General features: G+C 55.3%; 17 protein-coding genes and 1 riboswitch. Of the genes, 11 read left to right on the forward strand and 6 right to left on the reverse strand.

Annotated features, from left to right (window positions below):
* Nucleotides 1-256: 256 nt before the first annotated feature.
* The 3 genes from M2Q46_RS06215 to M2Q46_RS06225 all read left to right on the forward strand — a co-directional run bounded on the left by M2Q46_RS06215 (nt 257) and on the right by M2Q46_RS06225 (nt 3,022).
* The gene (locus tag M2Q46_RS06215) at nt 257-568 is read left to right on the forward strand and encodes a DUF485 domain-containing protein (RefSeq protein ID WP_009456280.1); all 312 of its coding nucleotides are present in this window, start codon (nt 257-259) and stop codon (nt 566-568) included.
* Complete coding sequence (locus M2Q46_RS06220) at nt 565-2,229, forward strand: cation acetate symporter (RefSeq protein ID WP_035272637.1); 1,665 nt, start codon at nt 565-567, stop codon at nt 2,227-2,229. Before M2Q46_RS06215 ends, M2Q46_RS06220 begins: the two co-directional genes overlap by 4 nt.
* A gap of 130 nt (nt 2,230-2,359) precedes the next feature.
* Nucleotides 2,360-3,022 carry a response regulator transcription factor gene (locus tag M2Q46_RS06225; protein WP_035272636.1) on the forward strand — a complete coding sequence of 221 codons (663 nt, stop codon included), beginning with the start codon at nt 2,360-2,362 and terminating at the stop codon, nt 3,020-3,022.
* On the opposite strand, the gene M2Q46_RS06230 is transcribed toward M2Q46_RS06225, so the two are convergent.
* Complete coding sequence (locus M2Q46_RS06230) at nt 3,009-6,452, reverse strand: PAS domain-containing hybrid sensor histidine kinase/response regulator (protein WP_302356914.1); 3,444 nt, start codon at nt 6,450-6,452, stop codon at nt 3,009-3,011. The genes M2Q46_RS06225 and M2Q46_RS06230 overlap by 14 nt on opposite strands.
* A 164-nt stretch (nt 6,453-6,616) precedes the next feature.
* Here M2Q46_RS06230 and M2Q46_RS06235 point away from each other — a divergent pair, with 164 nt between their 5' ends.
* Together M2Q46_RS06235 and M2Q46_RS06240 are read left to right on the forward strand one after the other, a co-directional pair.
* On the forward strand, nt 6,617-6,916 hold the full coding sequence (locus M2Q46_RS06235) for a hypothetical protein (protein WP_302356915.1): 300 nt from the start codon (nt 6,617-6,619) through the stop codon (nt 6,914-6,916).
* A complete protein-coding gene (locus tag M2Q46_RS06240; RefSeq protein ID WP_083053316.1) occupies nt 6,913-8,622 on the forward strand; it encodes a sulfate adenylyltransferase in 1,710 nt (569 codons plus the stop codon). Before M2Q46_RS06235 ends, M2Q46_RS06240 begins: the two co-directional genes overlap by 4 nt.
* Nucleotides 8,623-8,733: 111 nt before the next feature.
* On the opposite strand, the gene speE is transcribed toward M2Q46_RS06240, so the two are convergent.
* Together speE and M2Q46_RS06250 are read right to left on the reverse strand one after the other, a co-directional pair.
* Nucleotides 8,734-10,011: a polyamine aminopropyltransferase gene (gene speE, locus M2Q46_RS06245; RefSeq protein WP_302356917.1), complete on the reverse strand. Its 1,278-nt coding sequence runs from the start codon at nt 10,009-10,011 to the stop codon at nt 8,734-8,736.
* A gap of 174 nt (nt 10,012-10,185) precedes the next feature.
* Nucleotides 10,186-11,271, reverse strand: coding sequence for an ATP-binding protein (locus M2Q46_RS06250; RefSeq protein WP_230940667.1), 1,086 nt, complete (start codon nt 11,269-11,271; stop codon nt 10,186-10,188).
* An 852-nt stretch (nt 11,272-12,123) separates the two neighbouring features.
* On the opposite strand from M2Q46_RS06250, the gene M2Q46_RS06255 reads away from it, so the two are divergent.
* Together M2Q46_RS06255 and M2Q46_RS06260 are read left to right on the forward strand one after the other, a co-directional pair.
* Entirely contained in the window at nt 12,124-12,747 is a 624-nt protein-coding gene (locus M2Q46_RS06255) for a helix-turn-helix domain-containing protein (RefSeq protein ID WP_026483008.1), read from the forward strand.
* Nucleotides 12,748-12,949: 202 nt separating this feature from the next.
* Nucleotides 12,950-14,656 carry a methyl-accepting chemotaxis protein gene (locus M2Q46_RS06260; RefSeq protein WP_226349410.1) on the forward strand — a complete coding sequence of 569 codons (1,707 nt, stop codon included), beginning with the start codon at nt 12,950-12,952 and terminating at the stop codon, nt 14,654-14,656.
* A gap of 5 nt (nt 14,657-14,661) precedes the next feature.
* On the opposite strand, the gene M2Q46_RS06265 is transcribed toward M2Q46_RS06260, so the two are convergent.
* Nucleotides 14,662-15,237 carry a TMEM165/GDT1 family protein gene (locus tag M2Q46_RS06265; protein WP_009456260.1) on the reverse strand — a complete coding sequence of 192 codons (576 nt, stop codon included), beginning with the start codon at nt 15,235-15,237 and terminating at the stop codon, nt 14,662-14,664.
* A 1-nt stretch (nt 15,238) separates the two neighbouring features.
* A riboswitch (yybP-ykoY riboswitch) is annotated at nt 15,239-15,415 on the reverse strand.
* Between the two features lie 90 nt (nt 15,416-15,505).
* On the opposite strand from M2Q46_RS06265, the gene M2Q46_RS06270 reads away from it, so the two are divergent.
* Entirely contained in the window at nt 15,506-17,068 is a 1,563-nt protein-coding gene (locus M2Q46_RS06270) for a glycosyltransferase family 39 protein (RefSeq protein WP_302356918.1), read from the forward strand.
* A 5-nt stretch (nt 17,069-17,073) separates the two neighbouring features.
* Here M2Q46_RS06270 and M2Q46_RS06275 read toward each other — a convergent pair whose 3' ends face one another.
* Nucleotides 17,074-17,982, reverse strand: a complete 909-nt coding sequence (locus M2Q46_RS06275) for a LysR substrate-binding domain-containing protein (protein WP_009456252.1) — start codon at nt 17,980-17,982, stop codon at nt 17,074-17,076.
* A gap of 125 nt (nt 17,983-18,107) precedes the next feature.
* Here M2Q46_RS06275 and M2Q46_RS06280 point away from each other — a divergent pair, with 125 nt between their 5' ends.
* The gene (locus M2Q46_RS06280; RefSeq protein ID WP_026483011.1) at nt 18,108-18,734 is read left to right on the forward strand and encodes an FMN-dependent NADH-azoreductase; all 627 of its coding nucleotides are present in this window, start codon (nt 18,108-18,110) and stop codon (nt 18,732-18,734) included.
* A gap of 295 nt (nt 18,735-19,029) precedes the next feature.
* Here M2Q46_RS06280 and ribA read toward each other — a convergent pair whose 3' ends face one another.
* Nucleotides 19,030-19,701 carry a GTP cyclohydrolase II gene (ribA, locus tag M2Q46_RS06285; protein ID WP_009456248.1) on the reverse strand — a complete coding sequence of 224 codons (672 nt, stop codon included), beginning with the start codon at nt 19,699-19,701 and terminating at the stop codon, nt 19,030-19,032.
* A 310-nt stretch (nt 19,702-20,011) separates the two neighbouring features.
* On the opposite strand from ribA, the gene M2Q46_RS06290 reads away from it, so the two are divergent.
* Complete coding sequence (locus M2Q46_RS06290) at nt 20,012-20,524, forward strand: hypothetical protein (RefSeq protein WP_083053310.1); 513 nt, start codon at nt 20,012-20,014, stop codon at nt 20,522-20,524.
* Between the two features lie 81 nt (nt 20,525-20,605).
* Nucleotides 20,606-21,304 (forward strand): cytochrome b/b6 domain-containing protein, encoded by a 699-nt coding sequence (locus tag M2Q46_RS06295; RefSeq protein WP_035272624.1) that lies wholly within the window; start codon nt 20,606-20,608, stop codon nt 21,302-21,304.
* Nucleotides 21,305-21,340 lie beyond the last annotated feature (36 nt).

The following is a 21,340-nucleotide window of genomic DNA, read 5'->3' on the forward strand; positions in this document are numbered from 1 at the left end:
CAAGCTACTCAGAGCAGAAGAGACCAGCTCTTGTGCCTGTGCGTCTCCTGCATCATTTGCCCCGCCCAGCTAAACCAAGGCTCCAAAATCAGAGCCTTCTCCTCCCTCATCTACGACCAAAGTCGCCTGTTGGGAAAAGTTGATTCGTTCTATACATGCTGTACACAGAGCGCCCTCAAGCGCCAACTCTCTGTACACGCCGTGTTTAGAGAGCCTCGATGCCAAGAATCATCAAACCCCATAAGGAGACATAAGAATGAGCTCAGCCAATACTGTCGTGACGGCAGTAACTCAGCACCCTGCCTATCAAGAACTGCTTAGAAGACGCAACCGCATGAGCCTGATTTTTTTCGGCTTGACCGTGATTGTGTACGCCGGTTTTATCTTGACCCTGGCCTTTGACCCCGAACTTTTCAGCCGTTCTGTCGGTTCCATGACCATGACCATTGGCGTACTTAGCGCCGCCATTGTGCTCATTAGTGCCGTCGTCCTGGTGTCCACCTTCGTCTACATTTCCAACAAGGTGTATGACCCCTTGCTGGCTCAAATCATGAAGGACGTGACATGAAGAAACTACTTCTGAGCCTGGGCCTGTTTGGCATGGCCAGTGGCAATGCCATGGCAGCCTCTTCCGGCCAGGCCAATACCTCTGCCATTGTGATGTTCCTGATCTTTATTGCCGGGACCATGGTCATTACCTGGTGGGCGGCCCGCCGTACACGCACCACGTCCGACTTTTACACCGCCGGTGGCGGTTTGACCGGCTTTCAAAACGGCCTGGCAATTGCCGGGGACTATCTGTCCGCCGCTTCTTTCCTGGGGATTGCGGGCATGGTGTACGTCAGCGGTTTCGACGGCATGATTTACGCCATCGGCTTCATGTTCGGCTGGCCGGTTGTGATGTTCCTGATTGCAGAGCGCCTGCGCAATCTGGGCCGCTACAACTTTGCCGACGTCACCTCGTTTCGCCTGTCGCAAAACCCCATGCGGATTCTGGCGGCCAGTGCCTCCCTATTGATCATCGCCCTGTACCTGATCGCGCAAATGGTCGGCGCTGGCAAGCTGATCGTGCTGCTGTTTGGTCTGGACTACAACGTGGCCGTGGTGATTGTAGGTTCGCTGATGATGATTTACGTCACCTTTGGCGGCATGACGGCCACCACCTGGGTGCAAATCATCAAGGCCGTACTGATGTTGTTCGGTGCCACGCTGATGACAATTCTGGTTCTGGCAGCATTCTACTGGGATGTGGACAGCATGCTGGCCGCTGCCGTGGAAACGCACCCTACCGGACACGCCATTCTTGAGCCCGGCGCTGCCGTCAGCAGCAACCCGCTGAACGTGCTGTCCCTGGGTATTGCGCTGGCCTTCGGTACCGCAGGTCTGCCCCATATCCTGATGCGCTTCTTCACTGTAGCGGACGCCAAGGAAGCCCGTAAATCCGTGATCTATGCCAGCAGCTTTATTGGTTACTTCTACCTGCTGACCTTCATCATCGGTTTCGGTGCGATTGCCTTGCTGGTCAAGCATCCCGAGTACTTCCAGACGGGTCCGGACGGCTCCTTCAATATGCTGACCAACCTGATTGGCGGCACCAATATGGTGGCGGTGCACCTGGCCAATGCAGTAGGCGGCAACCTGTTGCTGGGCTTCCTGGCAGCAGTTACCTTCGCCACGATTGTGGCCGTGGTTGCAGGCTTGGCCTTGGCCGGTGCCGCCGCCATTTCGCATGACCTGTACGCCAACGTCATTGCCAAAGGCCGCGCCACCGAAAAAGACCAGATGCGCATTTCGCGTATCTCCACAGTGGTGTTGGGTGTGCTGGCGATTTTGCTGGGCATTATCTTTGAAAACCAGAACGTCGCCTTCATGGTGGGCCTTGCCTTTGCCATTGCAGCCAGTGCCAACTTCCCGGTCCTGGTGCTGTCGATTGCCTGGCGTGGCTGCACCACGCGTGGTGCCACCATTGGCGGTTTTCTGGGCCTGGTCACCGCCACGGTGTGGGTGGTCCTGAGCAGCACGGTGTGGGTGGATGTCTTCGGTTTTGCCGAGCCCATCACCCCCTTCCCTAACCCTGGCATCCTGTCCATTCCGTTGGCTTTCTTCTCGATCTGGCTGTTCTCGACCCTGGATAACAGCGCCCGCGCTACCCAGGAACGCGAAGCCTTCGAGGCTCTGACCGTACGCAGTCAAACCGGCATTGGTGCTGCCAGCGCCAGCGCTCACTAAACCTTTTCAACGCTGACTTAATCAGCACGCAGGGACAAAAAACAGGGCATTTCGGTGCCCTGTTTTTACTGATGTGCAGCTCATCCTGGCAGGCACCATTACAGATACTTGATCATGGCATAATCCCCACATGAATGAACTGCTCATTGCTGACGATCACCCACTATTTCGTGAGGCGTTACGAGGCGTCGTCGCCAACCTGTTTCCCGGCACGGCCATCTACGAAGCGGATCGTATCTCCAATTTGTATCCCCTGGTCGACGACCATCCTGACGCCGATTTGCTCTTGCTGGATCTGGATATTCCAGGGGCAATCGGTTTCAGCGCTCTAGTCCATTTACGCGCGACCTACCCCTGCCTGCCCATCATTCTGGTCACCGCCCATGAAGAGGCACGCTTTATGCGCCGCGCCATGGATCACGGAGCCATGGGCTTCATCCCAAAATCCATTGATGCACAGACGCTGGGCGTAGCCCTGCAGGTGGTTCTGGATGGCGGCACCTGGTTGCCGGAAATCGGCTCTTCCTCTCCGGGCATCAGTCTGGACGAACGGGAGGTCGCGGCGAAATTGCGCGAGCTGACACCGCAACAATTTCGCGTTCTGCAAATGCTCAGCACCGGGCAACTGAACAAGCAAATTGCCTACGAACTGAATGTCTCGGAAGCCACCATCAAGGCACACATGACGGCCATCCTGCGCAAGCTGGGTGCTTCCAATCGTACTCAGGCCGTCTTGATGGCCAGTCATCTTGGCCTGAACCAGGACGAATCCCAGGACGCTAATACGTTTTAATTTGCGCGGTCAGAAAAGCTCGCAGCGAAGCGGGCTTTACCGGCTTGGTCAGCACCAGATAGCCATATTGTCGAGCCGCCGCTTTCAGCTCGTCGCTACCATCCGCCGTCAACAAAGCGCCTTGCGCATGAGGCAGATGCAAACGCAATAGTTGCAGTGCCTGCAAGCCGTCCAGCCTATCATGCAAGTGATAATCCACCAGCAAGACATCGGGACTCAAGGCAATTTTCTCCAAAGCGCTATCTACCGTATTGGCGGTGATAATTTGTGCTCCCCAACGCCCCAGCAGCACTTCCATACCCGCAATAATATCCAGATCGTTATCCAGACACAGCACACGCAAGCCTGTTAAAGGCAAGCCATCGGCTGGCTTGCTGGACTCGTTATTTTGCTGACTGCTGGCCTGCGTAGCGTCACTCAAAGGAACGCGAATGGAGAACATGCTGCCACGCCCCACTTCGGATCGCACATCCAGCGTGTGCCCCAACAAGACCGCAATACGTTGGCAAATGGACAGGCCCAAGCCCAGGCCACGGCCATCCCAATCGAAGGCTTGTTCATAGCGATGAAACTCCGCATAAATCTGCTGAATATGATGTGGCGGGATACCTTGGCCTGAGTCCCAGACCTGAAACTCCAGCTCCTCGCCCCGGACCCGCACGCCAAACACCACTCCTCCTTCCTGGGTGTAGCGCAAGGCATTGGCCAGGAAATTCTGCAGCACGCGCCGCAGCAGACGATGGTCGCTATACACCTGCAAAGGTCGAGCATGAATCCGCAACTGGATACCACGTCGTGCAGCCATAGGAGCGTATTGGTCTGCCAAATGCTGCAGTAGATGCTGCACATTGATCACGCCCAGATCCGGCTTCAAGGCTCCGGCATCCAGACGGGAAATATCCAGCAGGCCTTCCAGCAATTCCTCCGCCGTACGCAAAGAGGTATCGACTCGTTCGGCCAGATTGGGCATCTCCGCCAGGTCATGCGTATCGCGCAAGGCCGACGCAAACAGACGTGCCGCGTTAATCGGTTGCAGCACATCGTGGCTGACGGCCGTCAGGAATCGAGTACGAGACTCCTGAGCTTTTTCCGCCTCCTGCGTACGCACCGCGACACGCTGCTCCAGACTGTCGTTCATCTCCCGCAGCTCGCGCTCCACGCGCTTGTAGTGCGTGATATCGCTATAGCTGGTGACATAACCGCCGCCCGGCAAAGGCCGCCCCCGCAGCTCGATCACCTGCTTGTCATTCAACATACGCTGAGTCACATAGGAAGAGCCTTCGCGCATGAACTGAATACGACGTTCTATGGCTTGTTCCACCCCTATGCTTTCCACGCCATCGACCTTGCCCCGCTCAGCATTAAAGCGAATCAGGTCCGCCACGGATCTTCCCACGTACAACATGCTGGGCGGGTAATCGAATAACTGCTGATAGCGCTGGTTCCAGGCGACCAGCCGCATGTCCGCATCCACCACACTGACACCCTGATCAATGTTCTCCAAGGTGGCCAGCAAAATATCCCGATTGAAACGCAGTTCCTGCCCCGCCTCATCCAGCACGGCCATGATGGCAGCCACCTCCATGCCCGAACCACGCAAGGCGCTGGTCAGCACCAGGCGCGCGGACGCGGCCCCCACCGCAGCTGCCAGCAATAGCTCCGTGAAATGCACCCAGGAACTATCCGCCCGCAAACCAGGCTCCAGCGATTGCTTGGCCTGTCTGGCCTGCGTTTCAAAAGCCCGCTTCGCCATTTTTTTACCAACGATACGCTCTGCCAAAAGCAGCAAATCCTGGACCGACAAATCCCCATAAGAATGACGGGCCGCCAAGGTCTGCCGCTCCGCATAAGGATTAAGAAACGGTTCGGCCCGCAAGCGCTCTCCCAAGCCCGGACGCCGGCGCCAGGACACCCACAAAAAGGCGCTGATATTGCACAGCAGGGACCAGAAAGTGCCATGTGTCAGCGGGTCCCAGCCCTCTACGCCAAAAAGTTGATAAGGGCGCAGCCAGGACAGGCCAAATGGCCCGTGATACAACCAATCATCCGCCAGCCAGCCCACCTCGGTCAGCGTCGGCAAGAGCAAGGTATAGACCCAGATGGCAAAGCCCAATAGCAGTCCGGCCTCTACGCCCTGTCGACTGGCACCGCGCCAATACAAACCACCAATCAAGCCCGGCCCAAACTGCGCAACCGCCACAAAAGCCATCAGCCCATACGCGGCCAGGGTCGTATCGCTGCCGCTGAGCATGTAATAGCCGTAAGCCACACCCGCCAGCGCCATGATGGCGACACGGCGTATCCATAGCACTGTGGAAGCCACCGTACTTTGCTGATACTGTGCCCAGCCACGACGCAGCAACAAAGGCATCACCAAGTCATTACTGACCATGGTTGAGAGCGCCACGCTGGTCACAATGACCATGCCAGTTGCGGCCGAAAAACCGCCTATGTAAACCATCAAGGCCAAGCCAACCTGGTTTTGCGACAGGGGCAAGGCCAGCACAAAACTGTCCGGCGCCACGCCCTCGCCCCCAACGCCAAACAGGCTGACACCTGCCGCAGCAATCGGCAAGACCATGACGCTGACCACCAGCAGATACGCCCCAAACAACCAGCGCGCCCGCCGTATATCCACCACGTCCCCACATTCCACAATGGCCACATGGAACTGACGGGGCAAACAAATAATCGCGGCAAAGGCCAGCAAGGTTTGACCGACAAAACCCACCGGCGGACTGTTCTCGAACAGTGTGCTGACGGCCCCCACCATATTCAGTTCAGTCTTGCCAAACCAGCGAAAGGCGAACAGGCCAACCGCCACCAAGGCCACCAGTTTCACCACGGACTCAAAGGCCACGGCCAGCATCAAACCCGGTCTATGCTCGGTCGCGTCCACCTGTCGTGTTCCAAACAGAATGGAAAACAAGGCCATCAAAATCGCGACATACAAGGCCGGATCGCCAAACAGCCCGGCGTGAAACTCCGTCCCGGCCAGAACACTCAAACTCAAGGCCACCGCCTTGTATTGCAGGGCCAGATACGGCACGGCCGCTACCACGGCAATCCCCGCCACCATGGCCGCCAAGCGCTGCGAGCGCCCATAACGACTGGCCATGAAGTCCGCAATGGAAACCGTGTTCTGGGATTGAGCCACCAGCGCCAGACGTTCGATAATCCGCCAGCCAAACAGCAGCATCAGCATGGGGCCAAGATAAATAGGCAGAAAACCAATGCCATAGCGCACGGCCGACCCGACCGCGCCGTAAAACGTCCACGACGAACAGTACACAGCCAGGGCCAGGCTGTAGACCGTAGGTCGCAACCAGGGGCGCTGAGTATACAAAGGATTCCTGTCCCCGAACCAGGCAATGGCGAACAAAATTGCGGCGTAAATCAACGAGGCCAACACCACCCAAGCTGGCGTCATCTGCACTGTCTCCTACTTTGGTATAACGCGATGATTTTTCTCGCGATTGTGAGTAATACTAAGACAGTTCCAGCAGGATCTGAGCTCGGAAAACTAGGGCTTATCACCTATACCCAATTTGATTTTCAGGACAGATCTCTTGGGCAGGCAGCACCCGCAGCATCATGAGCCACGACGAGGATCACCTCACGCACCGACAAACCCGGAACGATGCCTGCATTCCTGTCCTCATGTCGCATTTAACAAGCGCAGCAAAACAATGCGCAGGCGGTATTCAAGCCAGCGCTGCATCACCTGTTTGGACGAAGAGCTTTCGTCTGGCATCACAAGAAGAAATAGAGCGTTTGAAACCGGGGAGTCACTGCTCCAGTCCAGAACTCATCTATCACTCGCAAACGAAAAACGCCCCGACAAAAAAACTATCTTTCATCGTCATGCGGGGCAAATTAAAGGAGGCAATATGAACCACTCAACATTGAACTTTGATCGCTATCCACAGCAACCGCACGGTGGAACACTGGTCAACCAGGTTGTCCCGGAGGATCGCGTCAAGGACGAGATCGAACGTGCGCGCACCCTGCCCAGCATCCGCGTGGATCTGGAAGCCGTCATCACCATCGAGATGATTGCTACGGGCGTGCTCTCCCCCAACAAAGGCTTCATGAACGAGGCCGACTACAACTCCGTGCTCAAAGAGGGTCGTTTGAGTAATGGTGTGGTGTGGCCTGTGCCGCTGAGCTTCGCCCCGATTGGCGATCGCAACCGCGACATTATTAAAGGACTTTCGGTCGGCTCTGAAGTGGCGCTGACCAATAGCGACAACGAGCCGGTAGCCATCCTGAGCATCGAGGACATCTTCTCCTACGACAAGGAGCAGCGCGCTCAGCAACTGTTTGGCACCACGGACAGAAATCACCCCGGCGTGGACTCCATTTACCGCCGCATGGGCGATGTGTCTTTGGGTGGCACCTTGCACCTGCTGCAGCGTGTGGACTGGGGCCCGTTCGAGAAGCTACGCCGCGAACCCAAAGACACCTGGCGCCTGTTCTATGAAGAAAAGAAATTCAATTCCGTGGCAGGCTTTATCACCGGTGCGAATCCGCTGCACCGTGGCCACGAGTACATTCACCGCAATGCGCTGGAAGGGATTGATGGCCTGTTCCTGCAGCCACTGGTAGAGATGGCCAAGCGTGAATACGTGCGCCACGAGTTCCGCATGATGGCCTACCGAAACGTACTGGATACCTACTACCCCAAGGACCGTGCCATCCTCTCGCCGCTGCGGGTCACCTATATTTTTGCGGGTCCGCGCGAAACCATTTTGCATGCCCTGATCATGAAGAACTATGGGTGCACCCACGCCTTGATTGGTCGGGATCACGCCGGGATTGGCAGCTACTACGACAAGTACGCCAGCCACAGTATTTTCGATCAATTCAGCCCCAAGGAAATGGGCATTGATGTGCGCCTGTTCCACGAAGTGTTTTACTGCACGCGTTGTGCCTGCCATGCCACTTCCGAGACCTGCCCGCACGATGATCGCTTCAGGCTGACCATCTCCGGCACCGGCATTCGCGAGATGCTGCGTCACGGCATCATGCCGCCCAAGGAGATTTGCCGCCCTGAATCCATTCTGCCGGCCATGCAAGGCGTGCAGCCCAAAGGACTGTGCGAGGAAGGCGAAGCAATCCAGCCTGTCAGCAAGGTGATCCAGAGCATGTTCCCCTACTACACCCAGTACACCCGTCTGGGCGGGGCCAAGCGTAGTGAACCGCTGGATCCATCTCAGCTGACGGTGCGCGATCTGGAAATCGCCAGCCACGACGTGCGGCACCATGCGGGAGATATCTACAACGGGGTGTACACCGAGTACAGCGCCGTGGTGGATCACAACCGCAGCATGCAAGCCGCTTGGATTGAGGATGCGCGTGCTGCTCTACGCTTCCAGCAGGAACGTCTGATCAGCGATCTGGAAGAAAAGCAGCAGCAAGCACCGGAAGAAGCCTCGGACGAGTTCATGTATCAGGACAAGCAGGAAGTCGTGCGCGAGCTGCATTCGGCCCGCAGCTTGCTGGATGATATTCCGACCGTGATTTCTGCCAAGCAGTTGACCACACGCACCTGGAACGTCCTGCCTTACCAGCGCTATCGTGGGGCGGATAAGGAATAAGGCTCTATCCAGCTTCCCCCTGAACAGAAAAAGCCCCTGACCTTAACAAGATCAGGGGCTTTTTCATCATGAAATCTGCCCGAAGGCAGACTCAAACTGTCCAGAACCTGCTCAACAGACCTCTTCCAGATTGACCTCATTCACAGGCATCAGGCGGCGGTAGAAAGTAGGCAGAGCAAACAAGGCGCCATGAATATCAGCGTTGTAGAACTGCAGGGAATCCTGGTTCTCGTTGCTCATACGCTGCTCCAGTCGTTCCTGGATTTGCTCGGCGGAGAAAGCACGCGGGTTCAGCTCGTCGGAGGCAATTGCCAGCCCCCAGTAAGAGCCGTACAGCGGGATATGCAGACCGTAGCCATGCACTTGTGCAAACACACTGGCCAGGGATTCGCTCAGGTTCTTGACCTGCTGACTTTCGTGGAAAGGCGAACCCAGGTGCAATACCAAAGCACCACCACTTGCCAGCGCACGTTTGCAGGACTCAAAAAAGGCAGTCGTGTACAAGGGACCGGCCGGAGTTTCGGGGTCGGTCAGGTCCAGATAGATCAAGTCAAAGCGTTCCTGTGTATGGGCCAGGAACTTCGCGCCGTCTTCGATCTGAATTTGTACACGCGGGTTATCAAACGCCCCCTTGTGAATGGACTGCAAGTGCTCGCGGGCCACCTCGATCACTTCCCCATCCAGCTCAACCAGAGAGACTCGCTCCAGGCTGGGGTACTTCAGCAGTTCTTCCAGGGCTCCACCATCCCCGCCGCCCACAATCAGGGCACGGCGTGGATTCGGGTGAGACATCGCGGCCGGGTGAATCAGACCTTCGTGGTAGAAGAACTCTTCGGCCTCGGAAGTCATCATGCAACCGTCCAGGCGCAAGGTCTTACCCAAGGATTCGGAACGCAGCAACTCCAGACGCTGAAAAGCAGTCTGGCGCTCCAGCAAGCGCTCGGTGAAGCGAAAGCCGTACAGCGCATCCTGATTCAGGTTTTCCGTCAGCAGTTCACCAGCATGGGCCGGGCCATCAGCCTCGCCACGCCACAAGCGATTACGCTGGGCTTGGCCGGGCTTGAAAGCCTGCTCAATACCGTCAATCAGGCGGGTCGCCTTGCCCGAATTGTCCTGCATGAAATTGCAGACATAGACGTCCAGCGTCACGCCACCACGCTCTGGCCAGGTATGGATGGCCAAGTGAGACTCGGCCAATAACAGTACCCCGGTAACACCACCAGGCTGCCCTTCAAATTCGGGAAATGCCTGCCACTCTTCACCAACAATCGTCAGCCCTGCATCAATAGTCTGCTGACGGCAAAAATCAGCCAGTTTCTGGGCATCGATCAGCAGCTCCGGGCTGCATGCACATTGGTAAAGGTCTGCGGTCAAGTGCAAGCCTTGCATAATCGTGTGCTCCTTTAACAGATTTTGCGCTCCCTACCAACGAGACGACCGCAACGTAAAAACTTCAAAGCGAGGTGCACCTGGAATGGCGATCACCTCGCTTCATCGAAAAGAGCGCAAATTGTACCTTATATCAAACTTAAATATATGAAAATAACCCTATTTTAGGGAAGATTAAGGTATATACGACGCGGAAGGCAGCAGAACCAATTCCATGACCAAATGCGCCCCTGGACCCGGACGGTCCTTGAAATAGACTCTGCCCCCGTGGTGGTGAACAATCGAGCGCAAAATGGACAAGCCCAGACCGCTTCCTTGCACCTGTTGGCCGGGCAGGCGATAGAACTTGTCAAAGACCTTCTCTTTATAGAGCGGATCAATTCCCGGCCCTTGATCCAGGACCTCTATCCGAGCCCAACCGGTTTCGCCCGGCTGCAAGCGCAGGGTCACCATGGTGTCTGGCGCGGAGTACTTCAGGGCATTTTCCAGCGCATTGCGCAGAGCTACCAATAAAGGAACGATATCCACCTTGGCCCATAAGCCATACTCGGGCACATCCAGGTAAATGCGGTGGCGCTGTTCGTGAAAAGGGCGCAGACTCAGGCGCAGCACGGCACGCAAATCGGACTCGCGCCATTCCTGCATGCTCGTCCCCTCGTACTCCATGCGATTCAAGCGCGTCAAATCATCAAGCAGCACATCAACGCCACGAACCTTTTCATGTAATTGAGAGTAGATCTTGCTGGCCCAGGCTGACGGGGTTGTCTCCAGTTGCAGCAATTGGATATAGCCGCTGATGGCGGCCAGCGGGGAGCGTATTTCATGGGCAGCCATGGCAAAACAGTCGGCACGATCGCGCTCCTGTTGCATTTTTGTGCTGACATCGCGAATCATCAACAAAGTTGCGCTGTCTGAATCGGAGGCCGCATAGGCATGAAACTCCAGGGCACGGGCCTGTTCCCCTTCCCCATCCCGGTGCATGTAGTAAAAAGGATTTTTTTCGCGGTTAATAACCTGACTAATCCCAGGGAGCAAATACGCTAAATCTGCCCGTATTCCTTTTTCCAGATTCTGGAAAAAATCGATTAAATCATCGTTGTCATTGGCCAATTCCGGCGTATCCAGCAAACGCCGCATGGCCCGATTACAACCCTCAATTCGCCCACAGGAATCGAACATGACAATGGCATCGGGCAAGGCATCCAGCATTTGCTCAAAGCGATGTGCTTTTTCATAAGCCTGTCCCGGCCATTTAGGCACGCTCGCTCGGTCAAACAAACGTTGCCCGATCAAAAAACTGGTAAATAGTGTGAGCAACAAGCCAATCCCCTATTTTCGTCCCAAAACAAGCACCAGGCCTGCCTCAGTGTGGTTTCAATCTCCATGCGACAAAAAGCCAGTCCAGCGGATAAACCAAGCATTTTTCTAGATGGGATTACTGATCTGCCAATGCCTTTGCATCAGCCTGGGTGAAAAAACGGTTAATCGCCTAATAAATAAATCTCATAACAATCAGGCGGAACAATAAGAAAGGGATTAGTACTTTTTAAAAGTTTTACTCCAAAACCACCGCCCATACTGCTTAACGGCAGAAACAGCCGTATCATAAGGCGCATAAATTTTCTTTGAGGAAACAAGGGAACTTGTACAAAATGGATTCCTATTTATTTCATAAAGACTGACCAGGATCAAGACTAACGATAAAAACAAGTGCTAGGGTGCTAACACCCTTTTTCTTGGCCCGACAAGCCGAGCACCGCCCGGACCCGCCCGTAACATCAACACTTATAAGTGTGTTCAGCTCCCCACACTGGGCCCGTCCGGTAACACGACAGCGCAAGGGATACGCGTAAAATCAGCAAGGCGAGTCCAGGTTCACAGGCCCGCCCGATTGAAGTGAGTCCCTGATGAAGCATGAACATCTGAAAATCGGAGATATTAGAAGCATGTGTGTCCAATACTCTGCCTATCACTTGGCGTGAACAGGCCACTTCCCATTGCCATTAGTAGTATTTCTGTACTTACTAATACCGTCTCTACACTCTGCACTGCTACATCGGGGCCCATAGCCTTTCTTTCCCCGGTCTGGCCTGCTTTCATTTTGTTGACTCCATGAACGACGCCGTTTACTCCACTCGGCAGGCTGCTGATTTACTAGGTGTGTCTGTACGCACCGTACAACTTTGGGTAGAAGCCGGGACCCTGAAAGCCTGGAAAACCCAAGGCGGGCACCGACGCATCGACCGCGATTCCGTACAAGCCATCTTGCAAGAGCGCCGTGGGCAAACCAGCCCCCCGACGCCTGATGCTCCGATCACTCCCAGCCTACCTGTTTGCAGCGGTGAACCCTGCCTGCGCGTACTGGTCGTTGAAGACGACCTGGATTTGCTGGCGATTTACCGCATGGCCATGGAACATCTGCCCTTCCCGGTCGAATTGCGCTGCGAACAAGATGGCCTGAAAGGTCTGATTGCTGCCGGCAATTTCTACCCCGATGTGCTGATCGTGGACCTGAACCTGCCCAAACTGGATGGTTTTGCCATGCTCAAGGCGCTGGCCGATGCCCCTGAAACCGAACATACCCAGATTTATGTGATTTCTGCATTGAGCGCCGCCGATATTCACGCGCGTGGCGGTCTGCCCGGCAAAGCAACAGCCCTGGCCAAGCCCATTCCCATTGCCCTGCTCCTGCAGCTGCTCAGCGAAGCCTTCCACGCCCAATACCTGCCCTCCTGAGCACGTCCTCTTCCCTTTATCAGCCAGGATCAATTTTTTCAATTTCGATCTTTTTGTGACAAAAATTTTCATTTGATTATCATTTTTTTATTTTTAGACATAAAAAACGAATCAAATGATACTATTCACGAAAATTCACAACAAGAAATTGATCCGTTTATCTCGAGTCTTTTGCTGATACAAAAATACAAAGGGAAAGGCTATGCGCAAGAACCTACCAATTACCGGCATCGAAACCGAGCTGCTGGACGAGCAATATCTCATTTCCAAAACTGACCTGGCCGGCCGCATCATTTATGCGAACCCGGCCTTTGTCGAGGTGAGCGGGTTTAGTCGGGAAGAATTGATTGGCGAGCCGCACAATATCGTGCGTCACCCCGATATGCCATCCGAAGTTTTTGCAGATTTGTGGCATACCTTAAAACAGGGCCGTTCGTGGGTGGGGGTGGTAAAGAATCGCCGTAAAGACGGCGGTTTTTATTGGGTTCTGGCCCATGCCAGTCCCATTATTGAACAAGGGGAATTAACCGGCTTTGCGTCGGTTCGTGTGCGCGCAAAACCTCAGGATATTCAAGCAGCTGAACAGTTTTATCAGGAATTGCGCGAAGGTCGAAATCGTTCCCGAACGATACGCGCTGGCCAAATTACGGCTCGCAGCTGGCGTCGCCCTTTTGCCGGCCTTCGTTTCCTGGCTGGTCCCAGTTTGCTGGCCGCCTTTTTACGAAAAGGCCTGTTGAATCTGGGTATTACCGGCGGGATTATTGCCATGATCCTGAATACGGAAATGCCACAGCAAAGCATGATCCTCCTGGCCAGCTCTCTGGGGGTGGGGACACTGATGATTTTGGGCTATCAGGCCGTGCTGATGCGACGTGTTTTGGGATCGTTTAAAACGGCCACGCACATCGCCCAACAAATTGCCGCAGGCAACCTGACAGTCAACACACGCGGGCCCGCTGTGAAGAAGCTGGAAACGCTGGGCCAGAATCTGGATCTGATGCGTAAGAGCCTGATGAGCATTAGTACCGACGTGGACCATAGCTGCAGCAACAATCAAATGGTGTCACGCAAGCTCTCGGATAACAGCGCCCTGCTGGAAGCACGCACTCAAGAGCAAGCGGCTTCCATGCAGCAGACCACTGCCAGTATGAGCTCCTTTGGGCAAGCCGTTCTACAGACCGCAGAAAACGCCAAGGCCAGCCACGAACTGGCTAGCCGCAGCGCGGATATCGCGGGTCGCGGGAACGAGGCGGTTCAGAAAGTCAGCTCATCCATGCAGCAGATTCTGGAAAGCTCGCAGCATATCGGCAATATCGTGTCGATGATCAATAACATCGCCTTTCAGACCAATATCCTGTCGATCAACGCCTCAATTGAATCGGCCCGCGCCGGAGAGGCCGGTAAAGGCTTTGCGGTGGTTGCCTCTGCCGTGCGTTCGCTGGCTCAGCAAGCGGCTCAAGCGGCCGATGAAATCAAGCAACTGGTCACCGAAACCCAAACCCTCAGTGCTGAAGGCGCCACCCACGCCGCCCATGCGGGGCAGACCATGCAGGAAATCCTGACATCCGTGTCTGAGGTTGCGGGTTTGATGGGTGAGATTTCTGCTGCCACCAGCGAGCAAAGCATCGGTTTGGGCCAGTTGACCCAGGCCTTGAAACAGGTGGACCAAATCACCAGCGACAATGCCGCTCTGGTCCATGACTTGAGTGAAACAGCGCAGGAACTGAACCAGAATGGGGCCGAACTGCAAGAGGCTATCAGCGTCCTGAATCACGGAGAAAGTGCGCATACTCACCCACCTACTCGCTCTGCTGCCCCCTTGATCCTGGCCCCGGTTGTGAAAATGGACGCCGCTCGTCGCAAACCAGCCCACCCAGGCCGACTACGACAATTGGCATCCAGTACCTGAGTTCGCTAAAAGCCCAGGCTTTCAGCCCCTCCCAACAAGGCCAGCACGCCCAGCACAGCAAAGATACAGGCAGCAATCCGGTGTACCAACTGAGTCGGCAAACGGCGGGCAATGCGCTCGCCAAACAAAACGGCAGGTGCATTGGCCAACATCATGCCCAAGGTCGTGCCCAGCACCACCAAACCGAACTCTTGATATTTAGCAGCCAAAGCGACCGTCGCAATCTGTGTCTTGTCGCCCATCTCGGCCAGGAAGAATGTCACCAGCGTGGTGCCAAAAACACCAAAACGCGTACGGGTGGCTTCGGCATCATCGATCTTGTCAGGAATCAGAATCCAGATGGCCATGGCCAGAAAGGAAATACCCAGCACCCAACGCAGCACTTCAGGATCCAGCAAAGCGGGAACCCAAGCACCAATGGCGCCAGCCAGACCGTGATTAACTAAGGTTGCTATGAAAATAGCGAGAATGATGGGCCAAGGGCGTTTGTAGCGGGCTGCAAGAATAAAAGCCAACAATTGGGTTTTGTCCCCAATTTCTGCCAAGGCAACCACACCCGTGGAGATAAACAACGCTTCCATAACAACTCCTGGCCGGATAAGAGACAAATGACCACAAACCCTCCCGGCCAAACGCGAAGGTCCATGGTCAAAAGTCTTGCCAGGCTAAGTTGCTATCAGCGCCATGACCCTGTGTAGGTCAAGTATGTTGACGCTGATCTTCGGTAAACCGAAGCGGCTACTCCCTAATGACGAAGCGCATCGTAGCCCAGATTAAGACGCCTGTCCAATCGGGGCTTTTCAACGCACAAGAAGTACACTTGCTTATTTTCACGCTTTCACCAGACGCATGACTGCCCAAAACCCAGCATCGGCTCAGCCCAACACCTACCAGCGCTATGTGCTGCTGTATCTGTTATTCATGATTTTGCTGTGGACCGTTTTGATGGCAATTAGCCATAAAGCCCCCGATCTGGACGGCATGGAAGAACTGGTCTGGTCAGCCAGTTTCGAGCTGGGCTATTTGAAGCATCCGCCCTTCCCAGCGTGGGTGATGGCCGCCTTGACCAGCGTAGTCGGACGCCCGGCATGGCTGACCTTTGCCGCGGGCATGACAGCTTCGGTGCTGGGGCTATGGTTTATCTGGAAACTGGCCTGCGAATTTCTGAATCCCGAACGCGCCTTCATGGTCTTGCTGATCAGTTCTGTCAGTATTTACTTTTCCTTGCGCGGCACCATTTTTAATCACAACACGGCACAACTGTGGTCCGTAACCGCCGCGACCTGGTTTTTCTATCGCGCCAGCCGCGACCAGAAACCGGCAGACTGGTTATGGCTGGGCGCCGTCGCTGCGCTGTCTACGGTCACCAAATACAGTGCCGTGATTCTGTTCACCGCCTTCTTTTTGTATTTCCTGCGCAGCGGTATGTGGCGTCAGCGGCAGACCTGGATAGGGCTGGGCTTGGCCCTGCTTGCCTATGTGCTGGTCTTGTCGCCCCATCTGTACTGGCTGGTGAAGCACGACTTCGCCCCCTTCCGCTATATGGACGGCTCGCTGGAAACACATACCCGCTGGGAGGCCTACAAGGAACTGCTGGCGTTTAGCCTGGACCAGCTGGGGCGACTAAGCCCCATGGTTGTGGCCATGATTGCGCTGGGTATCTGGAATCGTCGTGACAGGAAAAAGCTGGCCCCATCTGACGCGGCCTTGCAAAACAAGCAGCGCTATGCCGATGATATTTCCCGCAGCGACAAGCAATTCCTGCTGTGGGTGGGCCTGACTCCGATCGTCAGCACCGTCTTGATTTCAGCCATGATGGGCACCCGTCTGGTCGCTTCCTGGGCCACCACCTTCTTTGTTTTGTATGGCTTTTTTGCTCTTTGGGTCATGCACGGCAAGGACAAGATCCAGCTGCGGCGCGTGGCTATTATTGTGATCGTGTTGCAGATATTGCTGGCATCGGGCTACGCCTTGGCTCGTGGCCCATTGGCCTGGCATAAAGGTCGGGACTCTCGCTCCACCTTCCCCGGCCCGGAAGTGTCTGCCCAAATGCAAGCCATCTGGAACGAACACATGCCCGGCATCCCACTTAAAGTCGTAGTAGCCGATACCTGGCTAGGCGGCAATATTGCCGTTCATGCCGGCCAGGATGTGATGGTCTTTATTGATGCTGACCCGGCTGCTTCACCTTGGCTGACACTCCCGCAGGATATGGAATGCGGCGCTCTGATTGTGTACAGCATTCAGACCCGTGGGAAACCTCCCGCATCCTTGCTCCAGCTGTACGAGCAAGCCCCTATCAAGGGGCAGGCCGAGCAGCGCTGGTCTTCCAAGCGCAGTCCCATGATTGATCTGAACTGGGCCATTCTGCCGGCACAAAGCAGCTGCCCCTTTGCAGCCACCGCCCGCTGAATCACTTAAATTTTGGGGTGATGCACCGGCAGTTGCTCACCCAGATAATCCAGAAAATGTCGTACCGCCGGGGCCATGCCTCGGCGGGAAGCAAACACAGCGTGAATAATCCCCGGCAAGGGTGCCCACTGTGGCAATACCTGCACCAGGCGTCCGGCTTTCAAGGCCTCGCAACACATATAGTCGGGCAAGATACCCACGCCTATGCCCTGCTCCACCCCTTCACGCAACGTCAGCAAATCCGAGGCCATATAGCGCGGCCTGTGCGTTACCGTCAGGCTGGCGCCCTCGGGACCATACAGCTCCCATTCGTTTTGACCTTGTCGGGCCGACATGGCCACCGTGGGCAATTTCACCAAATCAGCCGGGCCGCGCACCGGATCAAAACGCGCCAGCAGTTCAGGCTGAGCAACCAGAATCGCCCCTGTTTCACCCAGGCGCTTGACGATATAGCTCGCACTATCACTTAAGGTGCTGCGCACTCGCAAAGCCACATCAATCCCGTCCGCCACCGGATCAACCACCCGGTTGCTGACCTCCACCTCCAGCTCGACCTGAGGGTAGCGAATCAGAAACTGTGCAAACACGGTCGACAAGACCGTATGGGCCAAGGTGACCGGGCAACTGATACGCAAGAGACCACGCGGTTCTTGCTGCACTTGAGCCACCGCAGAATACGCAGCTTCGGCCTCGTCACGCATGGCCTGGCAATGGCGCAGGAACACCTCTCCAGCAGGGGTCAGAGACAGGCTGCGCGTGGTGCGTTGCAGCAGGCGCACACCGACTTCAGCCTCAAGACGGCTAAGACGTCGCGACACTCGCGATGGCGGCATGCCCAAGTGTCGGGCAGCAGCACTAAAGCCGCCACGCTGTACCACTTCGGTAAACAGCACCATGTCATTTAAGTCATACATACAGGGAAGTTTTCCAGGATTACAGACAAAAGTAGAATAATCTTTCTCAGAAAAACCGGCTTATCAAAGGTATGGGCATCAAACATAATGACACCATTCCTTCATCGCTTTGGACACCAAACATCATGAAACTGCTACACGTAGACTCCAGTATCACCGGCGCCAACTCCGTTTCCCGCGAACTTTCGCAATTTGTGGTTGATCAACTGCGCCAGCAAAATGAGCAAGTCCAAGTGGAGCATGTAGATCTGGCCCTGAACCCGCCACCTCACTTTTCGGCTGACTCCCTGGGCATGCGTCTGGGTCTGGACCCAGCCACCCTGAGCGAGCGCCAGCGTGCCGAGAACGCCATCACCGAACAATACCTGAGCCAGTTCCTGGCTTCCGATGTGGTGGTGATTGGCGCCCCCTTCTACAACTTCACCATTCCTAGCCAACTGAAAGCCTGGATGGACCGTCTGGCTCAAGCTGGCCGCACTTTCCGCTACACCAGCAATGGCCCGGAAGGTCTGGCTGGCGACAAAACGGTTTACCTGGTTCTGAGCCGTGGTGGCATCTACTCCGAATCGGAGCAAGGCCAGGCCATGGAACATCAGGAAAGCTACCTGCGTGTGATGTTCGGCTTCATGGGTGTAACGGACCTGCGTATTGTGTACGCCGAAGGTCTGGGCAAAACCCCAGAGCTGCGTGATCAGATTGTAGAGAACGCCAAGGCCAGTGTCAGCGCCTTGCTGGAAAAGAGCCCTGCCTAAGACCGGGAAGGCCTGGTTCGACCAGGCCTTGGCTGTTTAGTTCTGCACAAGCAGCCACCCGCCCCTTCAGCGCTCAAGCCTGAGCAAGCAAAGATAAAGCCGGATTCCAATCCCTGCGTGGACATCGGATCCGGCTTTCTCTTTTGCATTGCCTGCCAGCAGGTAGCACATCCTGATCGCGCTGAATCTCCACCAGAGAAAAACACAAAGGGCCAATTGATGGCCCTTTGTGTTGATACCGCGATAAGCAGGAACGAAATCGGAGCAGAATCAATTTCTGCCCGCGCGCCCTTTTTTATTCGTCTGTTTCCAGCCAGTGGCCCAAGCGCAGACGCTTCGTGTTCAGGTAAGCCTCGTTAAAGGGATTACCTTCAATTTGATGCGGCACACGCTCCACCACATCAATGCCAATTTCCTGCAGGGTTTTTACCTTGCGCGGATTATTGGTCATCAGACGCAGCTTCTGGATACCGACGTGCTCGAGCATATCCTTGCAAATATCATAGCGACGCATATCCGCAGGAAACCCCAGCTTCTCGTTGGCTTCCACCGTATCCGCACCCTGATCTTGCAGGTTGTAGGCACGGATCTTGTTCACCAGACCAATACCCCGCCCTTCCTGGCGCAAATACATCAAGGCACCACGGCCTGCCGTAGCAATACGTTCCAGCGCCAATTGCAGTTGAGGGCCGCAATCGCAGCGCAGGCTGAACAAGGCATCGCCCGTCAGACACTCGGAGTGGACACGGGCCAGGACAGGCTCGCCGTCGGCCACATCCCCCAGGGTCAACAAGACGTGTTCTTTTTGATTGCTGCGCTCTACAAATACATGGATTTGGAATACGGCCCAGGGGGTAGGCAAACGGCTGGAGCTGACGTAGTCCAATAAAGCGCCGGGTTTGGCCTGCTGGGCAGCCAGCGGGGAGTCCGATTCTGATGCCAGTGCGGCATCCGGGATGGATTGCATAATGAGTCTCTGCTGCAACGAAGAAATGCGGCTTGGCCCCATCCGGGGCAACCTAGCAATGATAGCCCAATTCACTCCATTTCTTTAAGCCTGAGGCAAGATGCTTTTCAGGACTAATTTCGCCAGTCCCCCTATGACACAGACATGAAACATTCACCTTATGTGCCTATCCTTATAGCGAAAAGTTCTGCGATCCGGTATTCTACGCAACAAGAAAATACATAAAATGTTATGAAACTTACAAATACAGATGATCTATGGCGCTTTGTGTTTTTCACTGAGCCTTGATCATCCTCTTACTTGATTGATCATGCCCGCCACTAAGGTCTTTATTCGTTATGTTGTGATTGGGCTCGGCTTGGCCCTGCAACCGTTTGTCGCCCATAGTGCGGCAAGCCAGACCTGGCCCCAGCCTCCTTCTCAATTAAGTCTGGACAGCCCCTACGGCACCTTGCAAGTGAGCCAAAGCGATTATGTCTATGAAGCACAACTGCAACTGGACTCGCAAATCATCGCGCCCGAACTCAAGGGCTTGATCAATATTCCCTACGCCTTCAGACAATCCAACAACCAGACAGCGTTGATTTCGGTGGACAACGGCCTGGGGGGTTGCTCGATTTATTATCACTGGGTCACAGTGTCATCCAAGGGCTATACCGTCTCGCCAGCGTTTGGGTCTTGCAGCGCACAAATTCGAGTACGCCACCAGGGCCAAACCCTGATCATGGAAACCCCCAGCCTGGATAATCCCACCCTGATCGACGAGTACCGTTACGACGGTCGCAAGATCAGTTTGCGCAAGCGCAAACACCGCGCTCAATAAGAGAAGGAACCCGCGGCGGAAAACGGACTCCAAGACAACACTGACTATAATCAGATGTCTTAGTCTCTCCGGATTTTCCCTATGCACGCCTCCTCGACTCGCCCTTTACTCATCTGGGATCTACCCACCCGCCTGTTCCACTGGCTGCTTGTGATCAGCATCGTGGGCTGTTTTGTGACGATCAAGGTTGGCGGTTTGTGGATGGACTGGCACGTACGCTTTGGCTTGCTGGCCCTGGGGCTGCTGGCATTTCGTCTGGTCTGGGGCCTGATTGGTGGTTACTACTCCCGCTTCAGCCACTTCCTGCCCAACCCTGTGCGCAGCCTGCGCTACTTGCGTGACAAGCCCGCGGTTTACCCCGGCCACAACCCCATCGGTGCCTGGTCCGTCTGGATCATGTTGATTGTGTTCGGTTTTCAGGCCGTCTCGGGCCTGTTTGCCAATGACGACATCTTCACGACTGGCCCTTTGGCCTATCTGAGCAGCGACTGGTCCAAAACCCTGACCGGCCTGCACAAAGCCAATGAATGGATCATGCTGGCCATTATTGCCTTGCATATCCTGGCTATTTTCCTGTATCGCGTGTTGCGTGGTCAGAAATTAACCAGCGTCATGGTCAGGGGCAGCATGCCGGTTCCCGCCGATGCCAGCCTGCCTGCCAGCAAAGACAGCTGGAAAACCCGTTTTCTCGCTCTGATCATTGTGGCGCTGATTGCCTGGGGTGTGTACTGGATGACAGGTCTGGCACCCGTAGGCGGTGGCATGGACGACTTTATGTAAGCCCGACTTATCCCCAGAAGCTGTGAATAAACCTGG

It is taken from the genome of Alcaligenes sp. YSL9, assembly GCF_030515105.1.
GTDB classification, from domain to species: domain Bacteria; phylum Pseudomonadota; class Gammaproteobacteria; order Burkholderiales; family Burkholderiaceae_B; genus Alcaligenes; species Alcaligenes phenolicus.

What these genes read in the sequence shown, in the direction of transcription:
- M2Q46_RS06215 (WP_009456280.1), top strand. Translation starts at nt 257, where the DNA reads ATGAGCTCAGCCAATACTGTCGTGACGGCAGTAACTCAGCACCCTGCC.
- M2Q46_RS06220 (WP_035272637.1), top strand. Translation starts at nt 565, where the DNA reads ATGAAGAAACTACTTCTGAGCCTGGGCCTGTTTGGCATGGCCAGTGGC.
- M2Q46_RS06225 (WP_035272636.1), top strand. Translation starts at nt 2,360, where the DNA reads ATGAATGAACTGCTCATTGCTGACGATCACCCACTATTTCGTGAGGCG.
- M2Q46_RS06230 (WP_302356914.1), bottom strand. Translation starts at nt 6,452, where the DNA reads ATGACGCCAGCTTGGGTGGTGTTGGCCTCGTTGATTTACGCCGCAATT.
- M2Q46_RS06235 (WP_302356915.1), top strand. Translation starts at nt 6,617, where the DNA reads ATGAGCCACGACGAGGATCACCTCACGCACCGACAAACCCGGAACGAT.
- M2Q46_RS06240 (WP_083053316.1), top strand. Translation starts at nt 6,913, where the DNA reads ATGAACCACTCAACATTGAACTTTGATCGCTATCCACAGCAACCGCAC.
- speE (WP_302356917.1), bottom strand. Translation starts at nt 10,011, where the DNA reads ATGCAAGGCTTGCACTTGACCGCAGACCTTTACCAATGTGCATGCAGC.
- M2Q46_RS06255 (WP_026483008.1), top strand. Translation starts at nt 12,124, where the DNA reads ATGAACGACGCCGTTTACTCCACTCGGCAGGCTGCTGATTTACTAGGT.
- M2Q46_RS06260 (WP_226349410.1), top strand. Translation starts at nt 12,950, where the DNA reads ATGCGCAAGAACCTACCAATTACCGGCATCGAAACCGAGCTGCTGGAC.
- M2Q46_RS06265 (WP_009456260.1), bottom strand. Translation starts at nt 15,237, where the DNA reads ATGGAAGCGTTGTTTATCTCCACGGGTGTGGTTGCCTTGGCAGAAATT.
- M2Q46_RS06270 (WP_302356918.1), top strand. Translation starts at nt 15,506, where the DNA reads ATGACTGCCCAAAACCCAGCATCGGCTCAGCCCAACACCTACCAGCGC.
- M2Q46_RS06275 (WP_009456252.1), bottom strand. Translation starts at nt 17,982, where the DNA reads ATGTATGACTTAAATGACATGGTGCTGTTTACCGAAGTGGTACAGCGT.
- M2Q46_RS06280 (WP_026483011.1), top strand. Translation starts at nt 18,108, where the DNA reads ATGAAACTGCTACACGTAGACTCCAGTATCACCGGCGCCAACTCCGTT.
- ribA (WP_009456248.1), bottom strand. Translation starts at nt 19,701, where the DNA reads ATGCAATCCATCCCGGATGCCGCACTGGCATCAGAATCGGACTCCCCG.
- M2Q46_RS06290 (WP_083053310.1), top strand. Translation starts at nt 20,012, where the DNA reads ATGCCCGCCACTAAGGTCTTTATTCGTTATGTTGTGATTGGGCTCGGC.
- M2Q46_RS06295 (WP_035272624.1), top strand. Translation starts at nt 20,606, where the DNA reads ATGCACGCCTCCTCGACTCGCCCTTTACTCATCTGGGATCTACCCACC.